The organism is Micromonospora sp. NPDC005553 (assembly GCF_042871765.1).
Taxonomy (GTDB): Bacteria; Actinomycetota; Actinomycetes; order Mycobacteriales; family Micromonosporaceae; genus Micromonospora.
This window is the reverse complement of sequence record NZ_JBIAJD010000004.1, coordinates 247,919-272,099: the sequence shown is the minus strand read 5'-3', so window position 1 is coordinate 272,099 and position 24,181 is coordinate 247,919. Positions and strand designations below refer to the sequence as shown.

Annotated in this window: 16 protein-coding genes; 1 reads left to right on the top strand and 15 read right to left on the bottom strand. The window is 68.7% G+C overall.

The genetic code is table 11. From position 1 onward, the window contains the following. Positions 1-110: 110 nt before the first annotated feature. Both ACFYPG_RS18415 and ACFYPG_RS18410 read right to left on the bottom strand, forming a co-directional pair. Positions 111-1,094, bottom strand: coding sequence for a TolB family protein (locus ACFYPG_RS18415; RefSeq protein ID WP_387352995.1), 984 nt, complete (start codon positions 1,092-1,094; stop codon positions 111-113). Then, positions 1,091-2,386, bottom strand: coding sequence for an MFS transporter (locus tag ACFYPG_RS18410; RefSeq protein ID WP_387352994.1), 1,296 nt, complete (start codon positions 2,384-2,386; stop codon positions 1,091-1,093). Before ACFYPG_RS18410 ends, ACFYPG_RS18415 begins: the two co-directional genes overlap by 4 nt. Positions 2,387-2,599: 213 nt before the next feature. Between ACFYPG_RS18410 and ACFYPG_RS18405 the strand changes: the two genes are divergently transcribed. Then, positions 2,600-3,979, top strand: a complete 1,380-nt coding sequence (locus ACFYPG_RS18405) for a DNRLRE domain-containing protein (RefSeq protein WP_387352992.1) — start codon at positions 2,600-2,602, stop codon at positions 3,977-3,979. 169 nt (positions 3,980-4,148) lie between these two features. Here ACFYPG_RS18405 and mmsB read toward each other — a convergent pair whose 3' ends face one another. The 13 genes from mmsB to araB all read right to left on the bottom strand — a co-directional run bounded on the left by mmsB (position 4,149) and on the right by araB (position 23,112). Then, a complete protein-coding gene (mmsB, locus tag ACFYPG_RS18400; protein WP_387352990.1) occupies positions 4,149-5,399 on the bottom strand; it encodes a multiple monosaccharide ABC transporter permease in 1,251 nt (416 codons plus the stop codon). Next, positions 5,396-6,934, bottom strand: coding sequence for a multiple monosaccharide ABC transporter ATP-binding protein (gene mmsA / locus ACFYPG_RS18395; RefSeq protein WP_387352988.1), 1,539 nt, complete (start codon positions 6,932-6,934; stop codon positions 5,396-5,398). The genes mmsB and mmsA overlap by 4 nt, the downstream gene beginning before the upstream one ends. 85 nt (positions 6,935-7,019) lie before the next feature. Further along, positions 7,020-8,162 carry a multiple monosaccharide ABC transporter substrate-binding protein gene (gene chvE, locus ACFYPG_RS18390; RefSeq protein ID WP_355006872.1) on the bottom strand — a complete coding sequence of 381 codons (1,143 nt, stop codon included), beginning with the start codon at positions 8,160-8,162 and terminating at the stop codon, positions 7,020-7,022. Between the two features lie 312 nt (positions 8,163-8,474). Continuing rightward, positions 8,475-10,130: a glycoside hydrolase family 27 protein gene (locus ACFYPG_RS18385; RefSeq protein ID WP_387352986.1), complete on the bottom strand. Its 1,656-nt coding sequence runs from the start codon at positions 10,128-10,130 to the stop codon at positions 8,475-8,477. Between the two features lie 302 nt (positions 10,131-10,432). Further along, positions 10,433-11,419: a LacI family DNA-binding transcriptional regulator gene (locus ACFYPG_RS18380; RefSeq protein ID WP_355006874.1), complete on the bottom strand. Its 987-nt coding sequence runs from the start codon at positions 11,417-11,419 to the stop codon at positions 10,433-10,435. A gap of 410 nt (positions 11,420-11,829) precedes the next feature. Continuing rightward, on the bottom strand, positions 11,830-13,950 hold the full coding sequence (locus ACFYPG_RS18375; protein ID WP_355006875.1) for a family 43 glycosylhydrolase: 2,121 nt from the start codon (positions 13,948-13,950) through the stop codon (positions 11,830-11,832). Between the two features lie 342 nt (positions 13,951-14,292). Beyond that, positions 14,293-15,795: an L-arabinose isomerase gene (araA, locus tag ACFYPG_RS18370; protein WP_355006876.1), complete on the bottom strand. Its 1,503-nt coding sequence runs from the start codon at positions 15,793-15,795 to the stop codon at positions 14,293-14,295. 26 nt (positions 15,796-15,821) lie between these two features. After that, positions 15,822-16,811, bottom strand: coding sequence for a galactofuranose ABC transporter, permease protein YjfF (gene yjfF / locus ACFYPG_RS18365; protein WP_355006877.1), 990 nt, complete (start codon positions 16,809-16,811; stop codon positions 15,822-15,824). Next, a complete protein-coding gene (locus tag ACFYPG_RS18360; protein ID WP_355006878.1) occupies positions 16,808-17,878 on the bottom strand; it encodes an ABC transporter permease in 1,071 nt (356 codons plus the stop codon). Before ACFYPG_RS18360 ends, yjfF begins: the two co-directional genes overlap by 4 nt. Next, positions 17,875-19,416, bottom strand: a complete 1,542-nt coding sequence (locus ACFYPG_RS18355) for a sugar ABC transporter ATP-binding protein (protein WP_355006879.1) — start codon at positions 19,414-19,416, stop codon at positions 17,875-17,877. The genes ACFYPG_RS18360 and ACFYPG_RS18355 overlap by 4 nt, the downstream gene beginning before the upstream one ends. A 188-nt stretch (positions 19,417-19,604) precedes the next feature. Next, complete coding sequence (locus ACFYPG_RS18350) at positions 19,605-20,612, bottom strand: ABC transporter substrate-binding protein (RefSeq protein ID WP_387352983.1); 1,008 nt, start codon at positions 20,610-20,612, stop codon at positions 19,605-19,607. A gap of 128 nt (positions 20,613-20,740) precedes the next feature. Continuing rightward, complete coding sequence (locus ACFYPG_RS18345; protein WP_387352981.1) at positions 20,741-21,433, bottom strand: L-ribulose-5-phosphate 4-epimerase; 693 nt, start codon at positions 21,431-21,433, stop codon at positions 20,741-20,743. Continuing rightward, a complete protein-coding gene (gene araB / locus ACFYPG_RS18340; protein ID WP_387352979.1) occupies positions 21,430-23,112 on the bottom strand; it encodes a ribulokinase in 1,683 nt (560 codons plus the stop codon). Before araB ends, ACFYPG_RS18345 begins: the two co-directional genes overlap by 4 nt. Positions 23,113-24,181: the final 1,069 nt, after the last annotated feature.

Below are 24,181 nucleotides of genomic sequence, written 5' to 3'. Positions count from 1 at the left end.
CGGGAACGTCGATGAACGGCGATGGCTGCGCGGAGGAATCCGACATGACGGAATGCTGTCCGCGCCAAGGCGTTCGGGTGTCCGGACCGCCGGGGCCGCGGACGGGACCGTCAGGTGAGCGGGGACGGCGACTCCGCGCCGGGAATGACGAGCGTCGGCGTGCCGGACCCGTCCGCCGGAACGCTCCAGACGTCGGGCTGGCCGTCGTCGCGGCGCAGCGTGTAGGCCAGCTTGCCGTTGTCCAGCCACGCCGCCTGGTCATCGACGCTGCGGGCCTCGGCGGTCGCGGTGACCCGCATGCTCGACAGGTCCAGGACCGACAGCCGCCAGGCCTTCGCCGGGTCGGCGTCGACCGCCTCCTTGAACGCGAGCCGGGTGCCGTCCGGTGACAGCGACGGGCATTCGACGTTCTCCTTCAGCGTCTCGACGGTACGAGCCGCGAGGTCACCCCGGACTAGGTATCTCCTGCCCCCGGTCGCCATCGTCGCGTAGAAGCGGTTGTCGTCGGCGGTGAAGGTGACGCCCCAGTAGTTGACGTCCGCGTTGCGGTAGCCCCGGCCGTCCCGGGTGATCGCGAACTCTTCGAGCGAGGCCACAGTGGTGCCGGTGCGGGCGTCGAGGATCCCGGTGCGGGTGGAGAAGCCACTGGAGGTGTACGAGTCGCCACCGACGAACGTCGTCCAGGAGACCATCCGGCCGGACGCCGAGACCCGGGCCCGGTTCGGCAGCCCCGGCACACTGACCGCCCTCGTCTGGCGCAGCGTCGCGTCGAGGACGACGACCTGGTACGACCACGCGGTCTCCGGCTTCAGGCAGACCCCGGTGCCGGCCGCCGCGTACACCCGGAGGCATTCCAGGCCGGCGACGGTGCGCGGCCCGGCGGGGTCGGTCGCGGCGACTGTGGAGACGTGCCGGTCGGTGATCGCCAGCAGGCGCGGCCCGGACGTCAAGGTGACCGCCTGCTCGGCGTCGGCGGGTGGCGGCGTCCGGGGAGCCTGCCCTGCCCTGGCGGCGTAGCCGGCCGCCACCGTGCCCAGCAGCACGGCCGAGGCGACCACCACACCGAGCTTCGCTCGGGTCGACATCGCGGTCATCGGGGCACCTTCCGGGTGGTGAGTCGGGACGGGGAGGCCAGCAGGAGCAGCGTGCCGACCAGGACGCCAGCGACGGCCACGGCCGCCGCGCGGATCGCGTTCTCCGGCCCCCATGCCTGCCAGGCCAGACCGAACAGCACGGAGGAGACGAGGTACGCGAGGGCCTGCCCGGTCTGCACCAACGCGATTCCGGTGGTCCGCAGACGCGCCGGCAGCACCGGACCGGCGAGCGCGATGAGGACCCCGTCGGTGGCCGCGTAGAAGGCGCCGTACAGGGTCAGCGCCACGGCGATCAGGGGCCAACCGTCGACCGGGCCGGCCAGCAGCAGGTACGTCGCGCCGAGGGCGGTGTAGCCGCCGATCACCACGGGCAGGCGACCGATCCGGTCGGCGAGTACGCCGAGCGGAGCGGCGAGCAGCAGGTACGCCAGGCTGGTTCCCACCGCGAGCAGCGGAAACCAGCGCAGGCCGAGGTCCATTCGGCGTTGCAGCAGCAGGTACACGAAGCCGTCGCCGATGGTGGCCAACCCGAGCATCGCGGCGGCCAGCACCAGCCGCCGAGCCGGTCCTGTGCGCAGCAGCCCGAACGCCTCGCGGACGGAGACCTTCGCCTCGTTGGTCTCGTCCGCCGCCCCGCCGTCCACCCCCTCGCCGGACGGCTGCTCCCTGACGAAGAGCACGAGCACCACCACGGCGAGGGCCGCGATGCAGAAGCTGGTGACGAACACCGCGTCGTACGACTGCCCGACGACCAGCAGGACCGCGAACGCGGCGAGTGGCCCGAGGAACGCGCCGACGCTGTCCATCGCCCGGTGCACCCCGAACGCCCGACCCAGCGCCTCCGGTGGCGTGGAGAGCGTGATCAACGCGTCCCGCGGCGCGCTGCGCACCCCCTTGCCGATCCGGTCGACGGCGATGACGGCGCCGATCGCCGGGATCGACCGGCCGGCGAGCAGCAGGCCGAGCTTCGCGACCGCCGAAAGCGCGTACCCGATGCCGGCGATCAGCTTGCGCCGCCGGAAGCGGTCGGCGGCGAAACCACCGACGACCCGCAGCAACGCGGTTGCGCCGGTGTGGACGCCGTCCAGCACGCCGAAGGCCACCGGGCTGAGGTGCAGGCCCAGCACCAGATAGAGCGGCAGGACCGCGGCCACCATCTCGGCCGACACGTCGGTGATCAGACTGACCGTGCCGAGCGCGACGACGTTGCCGCTGACCATCGTGAACCGACGGCGGCGAGGCCCCGACCCGGGTTCATCGGCGACCGGTCGGGAGACGGTCGACAGGTACACGAGCATCTCCTCTGATCGACGGGCAGCCATCGTCCGTACTCAGTGGAGGAGTCACAACGCACCGCGGGTGGCATCCGGGCGAGGGACTGTTGAACAGGCTCCCAACAGCGAGGTGTTCGCCTGTCGGGACGCACTGTTCATCCGCCCGTCGCCGGCCGGCTCATCGACCTTCCTACATTCCTTGCGCTCTTCCCACGAGGTAAGGAGTCCTGGATGGACATTCGATTCCCCCGTCCGTCGGTGACGCTGGGGGTGGTCACGGTGATCGTCGCCGCGACCGCCGCCGTCGTCGTGACCGGCGCCGGCGCGGCGTCCGCGGCGAGCGTGACCTTCACGCCCGTCGCCGACACCTACGTCCAGAGCGACACGGCGGCCACCAACTACGGCACGTCCACGCAGGTCGTGGTCGACAACTCGCCCGTGCGGCGCTCGTTCCTGCGCTTCACGGTGAGCGGTGTCAGCGGCACGGTGACCGGCGCCAGGCTGCGACTGCGCACGATCAGCGGCAACAGCGGCAGCGACGCCGGTGGCACGTTCCGCCGGATGTCCAACACGACCTGGTCGGAGACCGGCACCACCTGGAACAACCAGCCGACCATCGACGGGGCCACGCTCGGCACGATCGGCGCGGTCAGCGGCAACACCTGGTACGAGGTCGACGTCACTGCCGCTGTCACCGGCAACGGCACGTACAGCTTCGGTGCCACCTCGACCAGCGGTGACGGCGCCTACTACGACACCCGCGAGAGCGGCGCTGACGCTCCGCAACTGGTGGTCACCACCGGCAGCACCACGCCGCCCCCGTCGGGCGACCCGGTCTTCGTCGGCGCCGGCGACATCGCCGACTCGGGCTCCGGCGACAGCGCCACAGCGACGCTGCTCGACAGCATCCCGGGAACGGTCTTCACCACCGGCGACAACGTCTACGACAGCGGGACGGCGTCGCAGTTCAACAGCTACTACGAGCCCACCTGGGGTCGGCACAAGTCCCGCACCCGCCCGTCGCCGGGCAACCACGACTACAACACGTCCGGCGCGAGCGGCTACTACAACTACTTCGGTACGTCGGCCGGCCCGAGCGGTCGCGGGTACTACTCGTTCGACCTGGGCAACTGGCACGTCGTGTCGCTGAACTCGAACATCAGCATGTCGGCCGGCTCGACGCAGGAGCAGTGGCTGCGCGCGGACCTGGCCGCCAGCAGCAAGCCGTGCACCATCGCGTACTGGCACCACCCGCTGTTCACGTCCAGCTCCAACCACGCGCCGTCGACGTCGACGCGCCCGCTGTACCAGGCTCTCTACGACTACAACGCCGACGTCGTGGTCTGGGGGCACAACCACGTGTACGAGCGGTTCGCCCCGATGAACCCGGCCGGTGGCGCCGACTCCAGCCGGGGTCTGCGCAGCTTCGTCGCCGGGATGGGCGGCGCCGGCCACTACGGCTTCGGCACCATCCAGCCCAACAGCGAGGCGCGTAACAGCTCGGCGTGGGGGCTACTGAAGTTCACCCTCCACTCCAACAGCTACGACTGGCAGTTCGTACCGGTGGCCGGCCAGACCTACACCGACACCGGCACCACCACCTGCCACTAACTCGCCCCACCCCCACCCCACCGCCCCGTCGATCTTGCACTTTCTGTCCCGACTTCTGCTACATAAGCCGCAGATCGTCGACACCAAGTGCAAGATCGCGGAGTCGGTTGGAACGCAGATGACCCCTGACCGCGTCGCGGTCAGGGGCCATCTCGGCTTCGTGCAGACGTCAGCGGGCGGTGCCGGCGCGACGCTTGTTGTAGACGTCGAAGGCGACCGCGACGAGCAGGACGAGACCCTTGACCACCGACTGAGTCGACTGGTCGATGCCCATCAGCTGCATGCCGTTGCTCATCACCGCCATGATCAGACCACCGACCATCGCGCCCACCACGGTGCCCACGCCGCCGGTGACCGCCGCACCGCCGATGAAGGCAGCGGCGATCGCGTCCAGCTCGAACATGTTGCCGGCGGCGGGCTGGGCGCCGTTGGACCGCGACGAGTAGATGACGCCGGCCACCGCCGCCAGGAAGCCCATGTTGACGAACATCCAGAAGTTGACGGTGCGGACCTTCACCCCGGAGAGCGCCGCCGCCGACAGGTTGCCGCCGATCGCGTAGACCTGCCGACCGAAGACGGTACGCCGGGTGAGCAGGCCGTAGACCAGCACCAGGACCGCCAGGATGATCAGCACGATCGGCAGCCCTCGGGCGTGCGCCAGCTGCCAGGCGAAGTACATGAGGACCGCGCCGACAAGCACGACCCGGGCGACGAAGAGCGGGAACGACTCGACGGGCTGCTGGTAGCGGATACGCGCCACGCGGGTACGGAAGCCGCTGACCGCGTAGCCGGCCACAGCGATGGCGCCGATCAGCAGCGTGAAGGCGTCGAAGCCGTCACCACCGAGCAGGCCGTTGAGGAAGCCCGCCGCGACCTGCTGGTACTCGGACGGGAACGGCGACAGCGAGATGTTGTCGAGCACCCGCAGGGTCAGACCCCGGAACAGCAGCATGCCGGCCAGGGTCACGATGAAGGCCGGAATGCCGGCGTACGCCACCCAGAACCCGTGCCAGGCGCCGACCGCGAGGCCAACGGCCAGCGCGGCCACGACGCCGATCCACCAGGGATGGCCCTGCTGGATCACCAGGACGGCGGAGACCGCCCCGGTGAGCGCGACGATCGATCCGACCGAAAGGTCGATGTGCCCGCCGATGATCAGGATGACCATCCCGATCGCGAGGACCAGGATGTACGAGTACTGGAGGACGATGTTGGTGATGTTGCCGGGGCTCAGCAACACCCCGTCGGTCAGGACCGCGAAGAGCGCGACGATGACGACCAGGGCGACGTAGATCCCGCTCTGCCGCAGGTTGTTCAACACCAGCGCCCGCAGGTCGCTCGTCCCGCTGTGCAGGGCGGCGGTGGGCGTGCTGTCCGGCGGCGTGGGGCGCTCCGTCGAAGGGGTCTTGATGCTTGTCATCCGACGAGCTCCTTGTCCTTGGTCATCAGCTCCATGAGGCTCTCCTGAGTCGCCTCGGCCACCGGCATCTCGCCGGTGATCCGGCCGGCGGCGAGGGTGTAGATGCGGTCGCACATTCCGAGCAGCTCCGGCAGCTCGGAGGAGATGACGATCACCGCCTTACCGGCGGCCACCAGCCGGTTGATGATCGTGTAGATCTCGTACTTGGCGCCGACGTCGATCCCGCGGGTGGGCTCGTCGAGGATCAGCACGTCCGGGTCGGTGAACAGCCACTTCGACAGCACGACCTTCTGCTGGTTGCCGCCGGAGAGCTTGCCGACCACCGCCATGACGCTCGGCGTGCGGATGTTCATCTCCTTGCGGCTCGTCTCGGCAACCTTGATCTCCTCGTTGCCGTTCACCCAGCCCAGGCGGGACAGCCGGTCCAGCGCGGCGGCGGACACGTTGCGCCGCACGTCGTCGATGAGGTTGAGCCCGTAGCGCTTGCGGTCCTCGGTGACGTAGGCGATGCCGTTGTCGATCGCCTCGGCGACGCTGCGCGCCTGCACCTCCCGCCCGTGGACGAAGAGTCGGCCCCGGATGTCGCGCCCGTAGGACCGACCGAACACGCTCATGGCCAGCTCGGTCCGACCGGCGCCCATGAGGCCCGCGATGCCGACGACCTCGCCGGCGCGTACGGACAGCCCGACGCCCTCGACGACCATCCGGTCCTGGACCGGGTGCCGCACCGTCCAGTCCTCGATGCGCAGGACCTCGTCACCGGGTGACGACTCGCGGTCGGGGTAGAAGCTGTCCAGGTCGCGCCCGACCATGCCGCGGATGATCCGCTGCTGGGTCACCTCGTCCGACCTCATGTCGAGGGTCTCCACGGCACGCCCGTCACGGATGACGGTGGTCGAGTCGGCGATGGCGGTGATCTCGTTGAGCTTGTGCGAGATCATGATGCAGGTGATGCCCTGCTCCTTGAGCGCCCGCAGCAGGTCGAGCAGGTGCGCCGAGTCGATGTCGTTGAGCGCGGCCGTCGGCTCGTCCAGGATGAGCAGGCGCACCTTCTTCGACAGCGCCTTGGCGATCTCCACCAGCTGCTGCTTGCCGACACCGAGCTGAATGACCGGGGTGACGGGGTTCTCGTGCAGCCCGACGGACGCCAGCAGCTTCGCTGCTTCGGCGTTGGCGAAGTTCCAGTCGATGAGCCCGCTGCGGCCGCGCCGCTCGTTGCCGAGGAAGATGTTCTCCGCGATCGACAGGTACGGCACCAGCGCGAGCTCCTGGTGGATGATGACGATGCCGTTGGCCTCGCTGTCGCGAATGCCGCGGAACTGCATCGGCTTGCCGTCGAAGAGGATCTCGCCGTCGTACGAGCCGGTCGGGTAGACGCCGGACAGCACCTTCATCAGGGTGGACTTGCCGGCGCCGTTCTCACCACAGATGGCGTGGATCTCCCCGCGGCGCACTGCGAGGGTGACGTCCTCCAGCGCGGTCACGCCAGGGAAGGTCTTGGTGATGCGACGCATCTCGAGGATGGTGTCGTCCATTGTCACTGTCCTCCGTCAGGTCTGGACGCGGTACACGCCCAGGCGTCGGGCCCGGCGGGTGTGACCGCCGGGCCCGACGAGTGGCTTACTTCTTGGCCTGACCGGCGGCGACCTCTTCCGCCGTCCAGTAGCCGGAGTCGATCAGCGTCGCCTTGATGTCGTCCTTGTAGACGGTCGCGATCGGCAGCAGGTACGCCGGGACGACCTTGACACCGTTGTTGTACGTCTTGGTGTCGTTGGCCTGCGGCTCCTTCTTCTGCAGGAAGGCCTCGGCCGCGTTCACGGCCTGCTCGGCCAGCAGCCGGGTGTCCTTGAAGACCGTGGAGCTCTGCACGCCGTCGTTGATCAGCTTGATCGAGGCGATCTCCGCGTCCTGGCCGGTCACCACGGGGAGCTTCTTCGCGCCCTTGCCGTAGCCGGCGTTCTGCAGGGCGGTGATGATGCCGCGGGAGATGCCGTCGTACGGGGAGAGCACCCCGTCGACCTTCGAGCCGTCGTTGTAGCTGGAGGTCAGCAGGTTCTCCATCCGCTTCTGCGCGGTCTCCTGCTGCCACCGCAGGATGGCTACCTGCTCGGGGGTGGTCTGCTTGGACTTGACGACCAGCGTCCCGTCCTCGATGAACGGCTTCAGCGTGTCCATCGCGCCGCCGAAGAAGTACTGGGTGTTGTTGTCATCCAGCGACCCGGCGAAGAGCTCGACGTTCAGCGGCCCCTTGGCGGTGCCCTTCGAGCCGTCCTTGTTCAGCAGGCCGAGACCGACGAGCAGCGCGGTGCCCTGGGCGACGCCAACCTTGTAGTTGTCGAAGCTGACGTAGAAGTCCACGTCCTTGCTGCCACGAATCAACCGGTCGTAGGAGATGACCGGGATCTTCGCGGCCGCGGCGGCCTGCAGCTGGCTGCTGAGGGCGGTGCCGTCGATCGCCGCGAGGATGAGGACGTCCGCACCCTGGGTGATCATCTGGTCGACCTGCTGCGACTGCGTGGGGATGTCGTCGCCGGCGTACTGGAGGTCGACCTTGTAGCCCTTGGCCTCAAGCTTCGACTTCACCGCGTTGCCGTCGGCGATCCACCGCTCCGACGTCTGGGTCGGCATCGACACACCGATGGTCAGGTCGCTCGGCTTTTCGTCGCCGGACTTCTCACCGCTGCCCGCACCCCCGCCGCTGCACGCCGCCAAACTCAGCGCGAGTGCCGCGCCGCCGAGAGCAACCAGGAATTTCCTGCCCACGGGCTTCTCCTCTCTGGACTCCCCCGCCGACTGCCGGGGCCCACTGTCATCTTTCGGGTAGTGTTAGCGCTCACATAGATTGCGTCAACACCAGATCCGAAATACCGGTGTCACGGTCTCGTAACGGAGCATCCAGGCGATCGTAGCCATGTGGCCGATCCGCCGGAGGGGCAGGACGCGGCAACTCAGCGTGGTCGTCCGCAGCACTCTACAGACGGATGCCCGCGGACGACATCTGTCGTCCGCGGGCACCAGCACCACCGTCGGATCAGGTGGGCCGCCTCGACCTCGGCGGTCGGCGACCCCGGCCGGCTACCGCTGCGACCACCGCTGGTTCGCCGCCGCGGTGCAGGTCCAGAGGATCACCGTGGTGCCGTTGGCCGTCGCGTTGTTGTTGACGTCCAGGCAGAGCCCGGTCTGCGCGTTGCTGATCGTGCCGTTGGCGTTGACCGCCCATTGCTGGTTGGTCCCGCCGTTGCAGTCCCAGATCTGCACCTTGGCGCCGGCCGCGGCGTTCGACGGCGCGTCCAGGCACTTGCCCAGGGCCTGCAGGGTCTGGCCGCTCCTGGTCCAGCGCTGGTTGGCGGCGCCGTTGCAGTCCCAGATGACCGGCTGTGTGCCGTTCGTCGTGTTGCTGTTCGGCACGTCGAGGCAGCGGCCGGAGGAGGCGCTGGCATACGCGCTCGATGTGGTCGGCGGCGGCGTCGTCGGAGGAGTCGTTCCGCCACCGCTGACCCGGTACACCACGGTCCCGTGCGCGGGGACGCTGGCGCTGATGGTCCCGCTGCTGGTGCTGGTGCCGCCGGTCCATGCGTCGACCAGGGTGAACGACGAGCCGGACTTGCCGATGGCCGCGGCCGTGGTCGAGATCGTCGTCGTCGAGCCGCCCTGGTTGAAGAGGGCGACGGCGACGTCACCGTTGGCGAGCCGCTTGGCCAACACCCGACGCGTGCCGTCGAACGACACCTGCGCCCCCTGCAACCCGAGCGAGTCCTGGTTGATCGCGATCAGGTTGGCGTTCTTGAGGATGGTCTGCGTGGCGGCGTTCATGTTCCGCACGTCGTTGCCGGCGATCAGCGGAGACGCCATGATCGCCCACATGGCGAAGTGGCTGCGCATCTCCGTGTCGTTCATGCCACCGCGACCGATCTCCATCATGTCGGGGTCGTTGAACCCACCCGGGCGCGCGTAGGACGCCAGCGGAACGGTCACGTTGATGATGTTCTGGATGCCCATCGGGTACCCGTTGCTCTGGCCGGTGTCCCACGCGTTGGTGATGTCCTCGGTGGTTCGCCACATGTTCGCCACGTCGCCCCAGTTGCGCTGCGGGCCGGTCTTGGCGTGGATGCTGTTGGAGTTGATGCTGTAGACGATCGGTCGGCCGGTGGCGGCCAGCGCGTCACGCATCTTGGCGAAGGTGGTCACCTGGTCGTTGATGCTGCCCTCGGGCGAGCACCAGTCGTACTTGAGGAAGTCGACACCCCAGGCGGCGAACTGGCGCGCGTCCTGCACCTCGTGGCCGCGGCTGCCGGTCGCGCCGGGGTAGGCGCCGAAGTACTGGGCGCAGGTCTTGTCGACCGGCACCTGGTAGAGGCCGAACTTCAGGTTCCGGGCGTGCAGGTAGTCGCCGAGCGCCTTCATTCCGCTGGGGAACCGGGTGGGGTCGCCCTGGATGTTGCCGGAGCTGTCCCGGTTGGGGTTGAACCAGCAGTCGTCGACCACGACGTAGTTGTAGCCCAGGTCGCGCATGCCGCTGCTGACGATCGCATCAGCCGTCTGCCGGATCAGCGCCTCGTTGATGTTGCAGCCGAACGAGTTCCATGAATTCCAACCCATGGGGGGCGTACGCGCCACGCCGTTGTCGAGTGCCTGCGCCGCCGGGGCGCGGAGGCCGACGAGGGTGCCGGCGAGCAGTATTCCGGCCGCCAGTACGCTCCCCCAGCGACGACCTCGGGCATTGCGGTTCATCGAGCCTCCTGTTGGTGACGCCCGCCCGTGATTACGATCTCTGGTCGGTACGCCGATAGTTGGGTGCCAATTTTTGTTAGCGTTAACAGAGACGCCCATCATGTTACGGCGACATTTCACGAGGTTCAATACCTTCACCGCTCTGCATCGCTAGACATCGATTGGTCACACTCTGCAACCCATCGAGTCACGTCTTATCAGACGAGGAAGGCGGAAATTCGCGCACGCTGGCGCGGACCCATACGCGCTGCGGTGGGACTGCTCCCCGCACTACGCGGGGCGACCTGCGCCTGCTCCGACGGTCAGTGACGAGGTGGAGCGACGCTCTCGCGGGCGACCAGAGCGGGGGCGATGGTCTGCCGCAGCGCCCCGCTGGTGCCCGACTCGATCTGCGACAGCAGCATCTGCAGGCTCGCTCGCGCCACCGCGTCGAAGTCCGGTCGGACGGTGGTCAGCGGCGGAATGAAGTACGCCGCCTCCGGCACGTCGTCGAAGCCGACCACGCTGATCTCGTGCGGCACCTGTCGGCCGAACTCGTGCAGCGCCCGCAGCACGCCCAGCGCGAGATGGTCGTTGGCGGTGAAGACGGCGGTGACCTCCGGCATCCGCGCCAACATCTGCCCGCACCGGTAACCCGAGGCCGCGGACCAGTCCCCCGGCATCGGCGGCGGCGGATCCAGCCCGGCGGCCAGCAACGCCTGCCTCCAACCGTCGATCCGACCCACGCTGTCGAACCAGTCGGTCGGCCCGGAGACGTGCCAGACGGTGCGGTGCCCGGCGTCGAGCAGATGTTGCGTCGCCGCCCGGGCACCCGCCACCTGGTCGACGGTCACCAACGGCACCGGCCGACTCGGGTCACCGTCGACCGTGACCAGCGGGACATCCTTGGGCAGGCGCTCCAGCGCCTCACCGGCCGACTCGACCGGGGCGATGACCACGATGCCGGCGACCCGGTGCGACAGGTGCCGCTCCACGGCGGCCGAGATGGAGCGGTGGTCCAGGTTCCGCACGCTGCCGACGCTGACCGCGAAGCCCTCTTCGGCGGCGGTCTGCTCCAGCGCGGCCAACAGCGATGCCGGACCGTAGAGCGTCGTGTTCTGCGCGACCACACCGATGACCTGCGATCGACCGGTCACCAGGGCGCGTGCCGCGCCGTTGGGGCGGTAGCCGAGTTCGGCGATCGCCGCGCGTACCCGAAGCCGGGTCTGCTCACGGACGTTGGGGTGCCCGTTGAGCACCCGCGACACCGTCTGATGGGAGACACCGGCGAGACGAGCAACGTCCGTCATCGCGGGACCGTGGACGGCCATTTCGCTCCCCCCGCTACATCTCCGGCCCGCGGCCCGTCGACGTCGACTGGAGCGGTCCGGCCCGATCCCCCTCGCTCAGTCACCACGCCGGTGCTGAATCCCAGGTGACCAGCGCTGGATCGCCGCCAGTCTACGCCAGCAACGACCCCGGACACGGCATGGCTGTGCGGGGACCGCCCGACGCGCCGAAGCCGTACAACGCGGTGCCGTCGGAATCCCGCACCAACCGGTACGGGACATGGCCCTTGTGTGGTGCGCCGGCCTGTTCCTCGCTCCTGGACAGAGCGCGGAACAGGCCGGCGAGGACCTGACGCGGTGGCGCGGGCAACACATGCCGCCAGGCCTGCGTCGCAGCGCCACCGGTCAGAGCGATCGTCGTGTGATCGGTGTCACGGGGTGGTCAGGTCGAACCGCCGCACGGTGACCGCGCCACCGAGCGCCTGCGTCGCGTGGTTGAACATGGCAAACCGGTAGCCCATGAAGAACTGCCAGTTGTTCGCCAGTGTCAGGGCGCTGCCGAACGAGGTGAAGTTCACCCCGTCGGTGCTGTACGAGAAGCGTGCCTGTCGGCCGGAACCTGGTCTGATGTCGGCGTTGGCGCGCAACCAGATCCGGCCACCGGAGACGGCGGTACTCGCCACCTCGCTGCCGGTACTTGTGGTGTTCCAGCTGCCGTCCATCGTCAGACCGTTCTGCATGACCAGCCGGGTGGAGCCGTTGTCGCGTCGGATTCCGATCCAGGCCGACGAGTTGCGCAGCACCGCCAGGCCGGTGCGGTCACCGTCGCGCATGGTGGAGTAGTCCAACTCGATGGTCGCGGTCGAGGTGGGACCCTGGATGCGGTGGGTCAGCGTGTTGCGCGCCTTGTACAGGTCACCGGTGACGGTGGCGGTCTGCAGGTTCAGGCCGTTGTTGACCGACCACTTGCTGTTGTCCGGGTTGTGGTTCCACTCCCACTGCGGGCCGAGCGTGGTGCCGGCGAACGTGTCGGTGCCGGTGAGCGGCTTGACCGCCCGGGGCGGGGCGGGCAGATTCGGCTTCGGGTACGAACTGCCCCACGCGCCGTTGACCGTCTGCAGCACGGGCCAGCCGTCGCCGGTCCAGGTGATCGGGGCCAGGGCCGGCATCCGACCACCGGGGTACGCGTCGACGAAGGACATGTAGTACCAGTCCCCGTTCTGGGTCTGCACCAGCCCACCCTGGTGCGGCACACCGCCACCGGAGATCGGGCCGGGCAGGTTGAGCAGCACCTGACGCTGCTCGTACGGGCCGAACGGGCCGTTCGTCGACTTCAGCACGTACTGGCCGTTGGCCGGGCGGGTGAGCCAGATGTAGTACGCGCCGTTGCGCTTGTAGAAGCGGGCGCCTTCCAGCGTCCCGATGCTCGACGGCGTCTGGTACACCTGCTGGGCACGAACCTGGGACTTCCCGTCCGCGGAGAGCTGCGCCACGCTGATGGTGCCGTTGCCGTACGCGACGTACGGGGTGTCGTTGTCGTCGAACAGCAGGCCGGCGTCGTAGTAGCAGTTGGGGATTGTGGCGTGCTTGCTCCACGTGCTGTCGACGGCGGACGCGGTGTAGATGTGGGTCTGCGCGAAGTCGATGCACCCGGCCCAGTAGTACTGCCTGTTGCTCGGCCGGTAGTTGAGCGTCGACGCCCAGATCCCGTCGACGTACGCGTTACCGCCGCTCATGTCGTACTTCGAGCCGAAGTCGAGCCGGGGCACGGCGTGACCCGCGAACTCCCAGTTCACCAGGTCGTACGAGCGCAGGACCGGCGCGCCGGGCGAGTAGTGCATGGTGGACGACGTCAGGTAGTAGACGTTGTCGACCCGGATGATGTCGACATCGGCGAAGTCCTGCCAGATGGCCGGGTTCGAGAACGTACCGTTCGACGGGGGCGGCGTGGTGGGGGGCGGCGTCGTGGGGTCGGTCCCGCCGTCGACCCGGACGAACTGCCACTGCTGGTTGGTGCCGTTCCAGTCGTCGTACTGCACGATGTTGCCGCCGTCGGCGGTCGAGGCGCCCTGCACCTCCATCACCTTGTTGCTGTTCCGGTTGATCAACCGGACGTAGCCACCGTCGGAGTCGGCAAGCCGGAACTGCTGGTTGGTGCCGTTGAGGTCACTCCACTGAACGATGCTGCCACCGTTGGCGGTCGAGAAGCCCGAGACGTCCAGCACCTTGCCGGAGAGCCGCGACTTCACCCGGTAGTAGCCACCACCGGAGTCGACGAACTGCCACTGCTGCTGGTTGCCGCTGTTGCGGGTCCACTGGGTGATCCGCGCGCCGTCGTTCGTCGCCAGGTTGTAGACGTCCAGGGCCTTGCCGCTGTTGCGGTTCACCAACACGTACCACGCATTGGTGTCGACCGTCGCCGCTGACGCGGGCGACGAGGCGACGGCTGAGGCCGCGCCACCGACCACCAGCGCCATCGCGGCGACAGCAAGTCTCGACAGCCACCCGCGCCGACGGGGCGCACCCCGGGGAACCCGACCGATGGAAAGCATGATCCTCCTCTGCTGACGCGAACCGAGCGATCTGGGTCGGCGTCCGCGGCACCGGGCGGGGCGCCGATCTGACCGAGCCCGACCATGTGATCGCTAACACCGCCAGCCCGACAGTGACGGCGACGAGATGCCGAAACCGGGAGAGGTGGGGAGCGCGCGTGGCCGGACAGCCAAAGACATCGACCATCTTGGCTATAGACTGTGAGCGATAACATGCTGTTAGTCAAGCCGTAACACAGCCGCCTCGCGTCGCTGCCAGGACCACACGCGAACGGGTGGTCCACCCAGCCCGCAGGCAGGGATGGACCACCCGTGTCGAGGGGGGCCGTCAGGCCGCGCTGATCAGAAGCCGCGAGCCAGCCGGTGGTAGGCCTGGTTCCAGCGCAGCTCGTCGGCGAAGCGGCGAGGCTCCGTGGCGGCGTCGATGACGACCAGCTCGGTGCGGCTCATCTCCGCCAGGTCGTGCAGCTCCTCCACGCCCACCGCCTGCGACAGGACGGTGTGGTGCGGGGCGCCCGCGGTGATCCACGACTCGGCCGAGACCGGCAGGTCGGGGCGCGGACGCCAGACGGCACGGGCAACCGGCAGCCGGCGCAGTGGTTGCGGCGGGGCCACCACGTCGATCTCGTTGGCCACGAGCCGGAAGCGCTCCCCCATGTCGGCCAGCCCGAGCACCACGGCCGGACCGGCCGCGGCGTCGAACACCAACCGGACCGGGTCCTCCCGGCCACCGATGCTCAGCGGATGGATCTCCACGTTGGGCACGTCGGAGGCGATGGTCGGGCAGACCTCCAGCATGTGGGCGCCCAGCACCAACTCGTTGCCCGGGGTGAGGTCGTAGGTGTAATCCTCCATGAACGACGTGCCGCCGCTCACGCCCACCGACATCGCCTTGAGGGTGCGGACCAGGACCGAGGTCTTCCAGTCGCCCTCACCGCCGAAGCCGTAGCCGTCCGCCATCAGCCGCTGCACGGCGATGCCCGGAAGCTGACGCAGCCCACCGAGGTCCTCGAAGTTCGTCGTGAAGGCCCGGAAACCACCGGCGTCCAGGAAGGCGCGCATGCCCAGCTCCAGGCGCGCGGCGTACCGCAGGGAGTCGTGCTGCTCGCCGCCGGGCAGCAGCGCGCCGACGATGCGGTAGGTGTCCTCGTACTCCTTGACCAGGTCGTCCACCTGCGCGTCGGTGACCTCGCCGACCACCTCGACCAGGTCGTTGACCCCGTAGGTGTTGACCGAGACCCCGAACCGCAGCTCGGCCTCGACCTTGTCGCCCTCGGTCACCGCGACGTCGCGCATGTTGTCACCGAAGCGGGCCAGGCGCAGCGACCGCATCGCCGACCAGCCCAGCGCGGCGCGGGCCCACGCCCCGACCCGACTGGTCACTCGCGGGTCACTGACGTGCCCGGCCACCGTCTTGCGGGCCACGCCGAGACGCGTCTGGATGTACCCGAACTCGCGGTCGCCGTGGGCGGCCTGGTTCAGGTTCATGAAGTCCATGTCGATGTCGTTCCACGGCAGCAGAACGTTGGCCTGGGTGTGCAGGTGCAGCAGCGGTGTCTGCAACGCGTCCAGACCGGAGATCCACATCTTGGCCGGCGAGAACGTGTGCATCCAGGCGATGACCCCGACGGCACCCTGAGCGGCGGCGTCCCGGCAGACCTGCAGAATCTCACCGCTGTTGGTCAGGACGGGCTTCCAGACCACGCGGGCGGGAATCTGCGGCGAGTCGTCGAGCGCGGCCGCGATCTGGCGAGACTGCTCGGCCACCTGGCGGAGCGTCTCCTCGCCGTACATGCCTTGGCTGCCGGTGAGGAACCAGATCTCGGGTTCGGTGTGTGGTGCCATGGAGTTGCCTTCCGCGAGAGGGGCGGTCACTTGTAACGGATTCCGATGAGGCGCTGAAGCAGGATGAACGCGAAGAGCAGACCGCCAATCACGATCTTGGTCCACCAGGAGTTGAGGCTCCCGTCGAAGGTGATGAGAGTCTGGATCACGCCGAGGACCAGCACGCCGAGCACCGTGCCGAAGACGTAACCCGCGCCGCCGGTGAGCACAGTGCCACCGATGACGACGGCGGCAATGACGTCCAGCTCCATCCCCACGGCGATCAGCGGCGCGCCGGAGAGGGTGTAGAAGGACAGCAGGATCCCGCCGATGGCCGAGCACAGACCACTGATCGTGTAGACGGCGATCCGGGTCCGCCCGACCGGCAGGCCCATCAGCAGCGCCGACTGCGGGTTGCCGCCGATGGCGTACACGTTGCGTCCCAGCCGGGTGTAGGCCAGCACGTACGCGGCGATGACGACCACCACGAAGGCGATCAGCACGCTGATCGACACGAAGTTGCCCCGCGGGTCCCCGATCCGCTCCTGCGACATCGAGGTCCAGAACCCGTCGGTGATCGGGATCGACGCGCCGGAGATGAAGGTGCACATGCCCCGGGCGAAGAACATCCCGGCGAGCGTCACGATGAACGGCTGGATCTCGAAGAAGTGGATGACGCAGCCCATCAACAGGCCGAGCGTCGGGCCGATGAGCAGGGCGATGACCAGCACCAGCGCCGCCGGCATGCCGTCCTGCAGCAGCGCGGCCGACACCATCGCCGTCATCGCGACCACCGAACCGACCGACAGGTCGATGCCCCCGGTGAGGATCACGAAGGTCATGCCCACCGCGACGACGAGCAGGAAGCCGTTGTCGATGAAGACGTTGAAGATGACCTGGACGTTGGAGAACGCCGTGTACTGCGAGACGCCGATGCCGTACATCACCAGCAGCAGGGCGAGCGTCGCCAGGACCGGTATCTGCTTCCTCGGCAGCCGGAACCGGGTACGACCGGCGGTAAGCGTTCCAGTGGTCATGCCGGCACCTGCTCCTTCGGCTTGTCGGCGATGGTGGCGGGCGGCGGGACGTTGCGCCTACGTCGGCTGAACCGGGCCCGGAAGGCCGGCGCCTGGATGAGGCAGACGGCGATGACGACGACCGCCTTGAACAGCAGCGAGGTCTGCGGCGAGATGTCCATGGCGTACACCGTGGTGGTCAGGGTCTGGATGATCAGCGCGCCGATGATCGTGCCACTCAGGAAGAACCGGCCGCCCGCGAGGGACGTACCGCCGATGACGACAGCGAGGATCGCGTCCAGCTCGACCCAGAGGCCGGCGGCGTTGCCGTCGGCGCTGGAGACGTTCGCCGTCATCATGAAACCGGCGACCGCGGCACACGCGGCGCTGATCACGTACGCCAGGAAGATGACCCGGCCGGACCGGATGCCGGCGAGCCGGCTGGCCATGGCGTTGCCGCCCACCGACTCGATGATCATGCCGAGTGCGGTGCGACGGGTGAACGCGGCGACGAGCAGGGCCGCGGCGAGCGCGATGAAAATGGCCAGCGGCAGCGTCAACGCGTGGCCCAGGCCGATCGCCCGGTACGGCTCGGAGTTGATGGTGATGATCTGACCCTCGGTGATCAGCTGGGCGAGACCTCGGCCGGCGACCATCAGGATCAGGGTGGCGATGATCGGTTGGATCCCGATCACGGCCACCAGCACCCCGTTCCAGGCGCCGAGCACGAGCGCGACGCCCATCGCCATCGCGAGGGCGGTCACCACCACGCCAAGGCTGTTCTGGTCGGGCTGCTTGCTGATGTACATGCAGGCGATCGCGCCGCTGATCGCGCAGAGCGAGCCCACCGACAGGTCGATGCCGCCGGTGGAGATGACCAGGGTCATGCCCAGCGCGACGAGGATCAGCGGTGCGCTCAGCCGAAGGATGTCGACCGGCGTGCCGTACAGGTGCCCGTCCTTGAGCTCGACGGACAGGAACCCGGGCCGGTAGATCGTGTTCGCGGCGAGCATGACGAACAGCACGGCGGCGGGCCAGAACAGCCGGTGACCCATCATCGTCCGATAGCGGCTCATGGTGTCGTTCATCGGTCTGCCTCCTCCCGGTGGGATCCGCTGGCGATGGTCTGCATGACGCGGTCGGCGTCCAGGCTCTCGTCGTTGGCGAGCTGCGCGACCATCTGCCGGTCCCGCATGACGGCCACCTTGTGGCTGAGGCGCAGCACCTCCTCCAGCTCGGCGGAGATGAACAGCACCGCCATGCCCCCGTCGGACAGCTGCGTCACGAGCTTCTGGATCTCGGTCTTCGCGCCGATGTCGATGCCCCGGGTCGGCTCGTCGAGGATCAGCAGTCGCGGCTCGGTGATCAGCCACCGGGCCAGCAGCACCTTCTGCTGGTTGCCGCCGGAGAGGTTGCGGACCGGCACCTCCGGGTCGGCGGGCCGGATGTTGAGGGCCTTGACGTACTTGTCGACCAGCTCGTCCTGGCGGCGACGCGGAATGGGCCGCAGCCAGCCACGGGCCGCCTGCATCGCGAGGATCATGTTCTCGCGGACCGAGAGGTCCGCGACGATCCCCTCGGCCCGGCGGTTCTCCGAACAGAAGCCCACGCCGTGGTCGATGGCCTGCGCGGGGGTGCGCAGGCTGCTCGCCGTGCCGTCGATCGCCACCTGGCCGCCGTCGCTCCGGTCGGCGCCGAACAACAACCGCGCGACCTCGGTACGCCCCGAGCCCAGCAGGCCGGCCAGGCCCACCACCTCGCCAGCGTGGATGGTGAGGCTGAACGGCTCGACCGCCCCCGCCCGACCGAAGTTCGACACCGCCACCAGGGGGGTGCCCTCCTCCAGCGCGGCCAGGTCCCGCCGGGAGTGTTCCTCGATGCCCTCCAGGACGTCGAGCTCCTTGCCGATCATCTTCTCGACCAGGGAGAGCTGGGGCAGCTCGGTGGTGAGGTACTCGCCGACGAGCCCGCCGTTGCGCAGCACGGTGATCCGGTCGGCGATCTCGTAGACCTGGTCGAGGAAGTGGGTCACGAACAGGATGGCGATGCCCTCGTCGCGCAGTTGCCGCATGATGCGGAACAGCTGCGCCACCTCGCTGGCGTCGAGGCTGGACGTCGGTTCGTCCAGGATCAGCACCCGGGCCTTGATGTCGATGGCGCGGGCGATGGCGACCATCTGCTGGATCGCGAGCGAGTACGAGCCGAGTGGCGCGCTGACGTCGAGGTCGAGGTCGAGGCGGGAGAGCAGGTCTCGGGCCCGGCGGCGAACCTCACCCCAGCGGACGGCACCGAAGACCCGGGGCTCCCGGCCGATGAAGATGTTCTCCGCCACCGAGAGGTTGGTGCAGAGGTTGACTTCCTGGAAAACGGTGCTCACACCGGCCGCGGTCGCCTGCATCGGACCGGTGAACGACACGGCCTCGCCGTCGAGGGTGATCGCGCCCTCGTCGGTGTCGTAGACGCCGGTGAGCACCTTGATGAGGGTGGACTTGCCGGCGCCGTTCTCGCCCATCAGGGCGTGCACCTCGCCGGGGAAGAGCCGGAAGTTGACGTCATGGAGTGCGCGCACCCCGGGGAAGGATTTGCTGATCCCGGTCATCGTCAGGACCGGACGGCTATCCGTCATCCCATCAGACCTCTTCTGGGTTCTCGACACGGAAGGGCCGCTACGCTCCCGCCACGCCCGCCCGGTCGTCCGTGGGGGACGCTCGGGCGGGCGTGGTACGGGGGTCGTCGCGGGCCAAGCCCGGTCCGTTTCGGGTAGGGAAGCGACGCGGCGGGGCCGCCACGCGAACGCGGCGACCCCGTCGTCGATCAGTACTTGCGGTTGGGCAGAGCTTCCTTGGCCTGCTCGGTCGTGAAGGTGGTCTCCTCGGTCTCGATCCGAGCAGGCACCGTCTCGCCGGCCTTGACCTTCTTGGCCAGGTCCATCAGCTGCGGGCCGAGCAACGGGCTGCACTCCGCGATGAAGTTGAACTTCCCGTCGGCGAGAGCCTGCATGCCGTCCTTGACAGCGTCGATCGTGATGATGGTGATGTCCTTGCCCGGCACCTTGCCAGCGGCGGTGATCGCCTCGAGCGCGCCCAGGCCCATGTCGTCGTTGTGCGCGAACAACACGTCGATCTGCTTGTTGGCCTTGAGGAACTGCTCCATGACCTGCTTGCCGCCGGCGCGGGTGAAGTCACCCGTCTGAGAGGCGATGACCTTCAGGTTCGGGTTGGCGGCGATCGCCTCACCGAAGCCCTTCTTGCGGTCGTTCGCCGGCGCCGCGCCGGTGCTGCCCTGCAGCTCGACAATGTTCACCGGACCCGAGGCGGTCTTCTTCTGCTCGACCAGCCACTCGCCCGCGAGCCGGCCCTCCTTCACGAAGTCCGAGCCGAGGAAGGTCTTGTACAGCGACTTGTCGGCCGAGTCCACCGAGCGGTCGGTCAGGATGACCGGGATGCCGGCGTCCTTGGCCTCCTTGAGCACGGTGTCCCACCCGGACTCCACCACCGGCGAGAAGGCGATCACGTCGACCTTCTGCTGGATGTAGTTGCGGATCGCCTTGATCTGGTTTTCCTGCTTCTGCTGCGCGTCGTCGAACTTCAGCTCGATGCCGGCCGCCGTGGCGGCCTCCTTGATCGAGATGGTGTTGGCGGTACGCCATCCGCTCTCCGCACCGACCTGGGAGAAGCCCATCGTGATCTTGCCGTCGTCCTTGGTGCCACCGCCACCGCCGGTGTCACTGTTGCCACAAGCCGCCACGCCGCCGACCAGCAGCACGCTGGCGAGGACCGCGGCAGCGCGCCACCGAACGGACTGCGTTCGCATCTTTCCCATCGAATCTCCTTGGCTGGATGTGGTGGGTAACCGCGCCGACCGCAGAGGTGCGAGAAGCGGCGTACGCGGGTGGTGCGTGCTGGTGCGTCGTGGTGCAGACCGACGGGTCCCGGGTCTTCGGTGCAGGGTCAGGAACCCGTCGGTGCGACTGGTTGTTGGCCGTAGACGTTCTGGTAGCGGTCGTAGAGCGAGTCGATGTCGGCCTGCGCCATCGGGACCGGCTGCCCGAGGGTGTGGGCCAGGTGCGCGGTACGCGCCACGTCCTCGCACATGACCGCTGCCTTGACCGCCGCGCGGGCGTCACGGCCGATGGTGAACACGCCGTGGTTGCGCATCAGCACCGCCGGCGAGCGGTGCCCGGCGAGCGTGGCGACGATGCCCTTGCCGATGTCGTCACCGCCGATCAGCGCGAACGGGCCGATCGGGATCTCCCCACCGAACTCGTCGGCCTGGGCGGTGAGGTGGCAGGGGATCGACTCCCCACACGCGGCCCAGGCGGTCGCGTACGAGCTGTGCGTGTGCACGACCCCACCGACCTCGGGCATGGCCCGGTAGACGTAGGCGTGGGCGGCGGTGTCGCTGGACGGGGCGAAGTCGCCCTCGACGAGAACGCCGTCGAGGTCGCACACCACCATCGTGGCCGCGGTGAGGTCGTCGTAGCTCACCCCACTCGGCTTGATCACCATCAGGTCCTGGCCGGGGACCCGCGCGGAGACGTTGCCGGACGTCCAGGCGACCAGGTTGTACCGGGTCAGCTCGGCGTGCAGGCGGGCCACGGTCTCGCGTAGCTCGGCGATCTGTCGGGTCACCTCGGCGTTCACGCCACCACCTCCAACGGGGCATCGTGGGTGGTCTCGGCGGTCTCGACCGCCGCGTTGCGGATCGCCCGCAGGCGGAGCATGACGTCGTTGCCGCCACGACCGAAGTGGTCGTGCAGCGTCCGGTACTCGGCGTAGAGGGCGTCGTAGGCGCGGGCCCGCTCGGGGTCCGGACGGTAGACGGCCTCGTGCACCCGACCCATGGCCTGCGACGCCTCGTGGATCGAGGGGAACTCGCCGGCGGCGACGGCGGCGTGGATCGCCGAGCCCAGCGCCGGCCCCTGCGCCGAGGCGATGATGTTCAGCGGTCGCCTGGTCACGTCGGCGTAGATCTGCATCAGCAGCGCGTTGTTGGTCAGACCACCGGCGATCACCAGGTCGTTCACCGGGACTCCGGCGTCGACGAACGCCTCGATGATCATTCGGGTGCCGTACGCGGTGGACTCCAGCAGGGCCCGGTAGATGTCCGCCGGCCGGGTGGCCAGGGTCATGCCGACGATCATTCCGCTGAGGTCGTGGTTGACCAGCAGGGAACGGTTGCCGTTCCACCAGTCCAACGCGATCAGGCCGTGCGCGCCGACGGGCTGACTCGCGGCCAGCTCGGTGAGGCGTTCGTGCGAATCGACGCCAGCCGGGGCGGCGTGCTCGACGAACCAGCCGAAGATGTCACCGACACCGCTCTGCCCGGCCTCGTAACCCCACGCGCCGGGGCTGATGCCCCCATCAACCACACCGCACATGCCGGCCACCTCGGCGACCTCCGCGCCGTTGACGACGTGACAGGTCGAGGTGCCCATGATGGCGACCAGCCGACCGGGCTGCACCGCCTGCGCGGACGCCGCGGTGACGTGCGCGTCGACGTTGCCGACGGCCACCGCGATCCCCTCCGGCAGGCCGGTCCAGGCGGCTGCCTGGGCGGTGAGCGCGCCGGCCCGGGCCCCGAGGGGCAGCAACGGGCCGTCCAGCTTGGCCACGAAGTCGCCGAAGTTGGGGTTGAGAGCGGTCAGGAAGCCCTCGGAGGGGTAGTGACCGTCCTGCAGGATGCCCTTGTAGCCGGCCGTGCAGACGTTGCGGGTCTCGGTGCCGCAGAGCTGCCAGACGATCCAGTCGGCGGCCTCGATGAAGCGCTCGGCCCGGTCGTAGACCTCCGGGTCCTCTTCCAGGAGCTGCAGGCCCTTGGCGTACTGCCACTCGGCGGAGATCTTGCCGCCGTACCGGCCGATCCACGGCTCGGCCCGCTCGTGGGCGAGCGCGTTGATCCGGTCGGCGTGCGGCTGCGCGGCGTGGTGCTTCCACAGCTTCACCCAGGCGTGCGGTCGGTCGCGCAGCTCGGGCGTCTCGCACAGCGGGGTGCCGTCGGCGAGCGTCGGCAGCACGGTGCAGGCGGTGAAGTCGATGCCGATGCCGACCACCGCCGCCGGGTCCACCCCCGCGGCGGACAGTGCCGCCGGGACGGCGTACCTCAGCACGTCGCGGTAGTCCTGCGGGTTCTGCAGGGCCCAGTCCGGGGGCAGCGTTCGGCCTCCCGGGAGAGCCGTACTGATCACGCCATCGCCGTACTCGTGCACCGCGGTCCCCAACTCGGCACCATCGCCGACACGGACCACCAGAGCTCGCCCGGACAGGGTGCCATAGTCGACACCGACGACGTAGCGGTCGTCAGCTCCGTCCACACGGTTCATGTTCACCTCCACCGTTAACGGGGATAGTGTTAACGCTCACATCCAGCCTCGTCAAGACATCTACCCGCAACAGCTCCGTAACGGAACGCCAAAGGCGGACCGACTCGGGAGGGTAGATAACGAACCGGCGCAGAACCACCATTTCGCCCTCAACTGCGGCAGCCATCTGACGATTGAGGCCCGCGCCGGGTACGAACGCCGCCCGGAGAGCCGCCACAGGGCGACGTGACAGGTCTGGTCCGCCGCACATTGCGACATCGCCGTCCGATAGCGGCCACTTCTCCCCCGGAGATGATGGCAGCGATAACATTCCCGAGGCGTCACGGTCGCGTGCTCGGGTCCGCCCGACAGCCATCGACGACCATGCTGGCTCTTGGCTGAGCGCCCCCGGAGGGCGACCCACCCGACGCGAAGCCGGGCCACCGTCCGGTGTTATCGATAACATTCAACGTCTTGGTGTGCCCGCGCCGCCCGGTCGCCCCGCGCGCCCGACGGCGCGTCGGGCGACCCGGAGGCAAAGCTCCACTCGGGCTCTCTTTCACGTCGCGGGGTCGCGGCAGAGTGATCGGCCGCGTTCGAACCGGCCACCGCGGCCTGGTCGACCTCGGCCAACTCGGCCCACGCGGCCCACGCGGCCCACGCGGCCCACGCGGCCCACGCGGCCCACGCGGCCCACGCGGCCCACGCGGCCCACGCGGCCCACGCGGCCCACGCGGCCCATTGACGCTGGCTCAGGTCGCGCAGCTGTCGTTGATGCCGCGCGTCAGCATCAAGCAGGGCGACAAGGCGAGTCGATGCCATCCCGGCATCGTGGACCACGGGCGCGATGCCCGCGATCCCGCTGCGGCAGGTCGGCGACTTGCAGCGCGATCCGCGCGCCCCAGAATCGCCGAGCGCGTGACCTGGAGGGCCTCACTCCGATGAGCGTGATGTCTGTGAGTCATCACGATGACTCACAGACATCAGGCTGATTAGCGGATGTGGTTCCAGCGCTCGTCCCTGGCTAGCCGTTGGGCCTGACGGCCAACGGCGGCAGGGCAGTCCGCGGGCGGGGCAGTCCGCGGCGGGG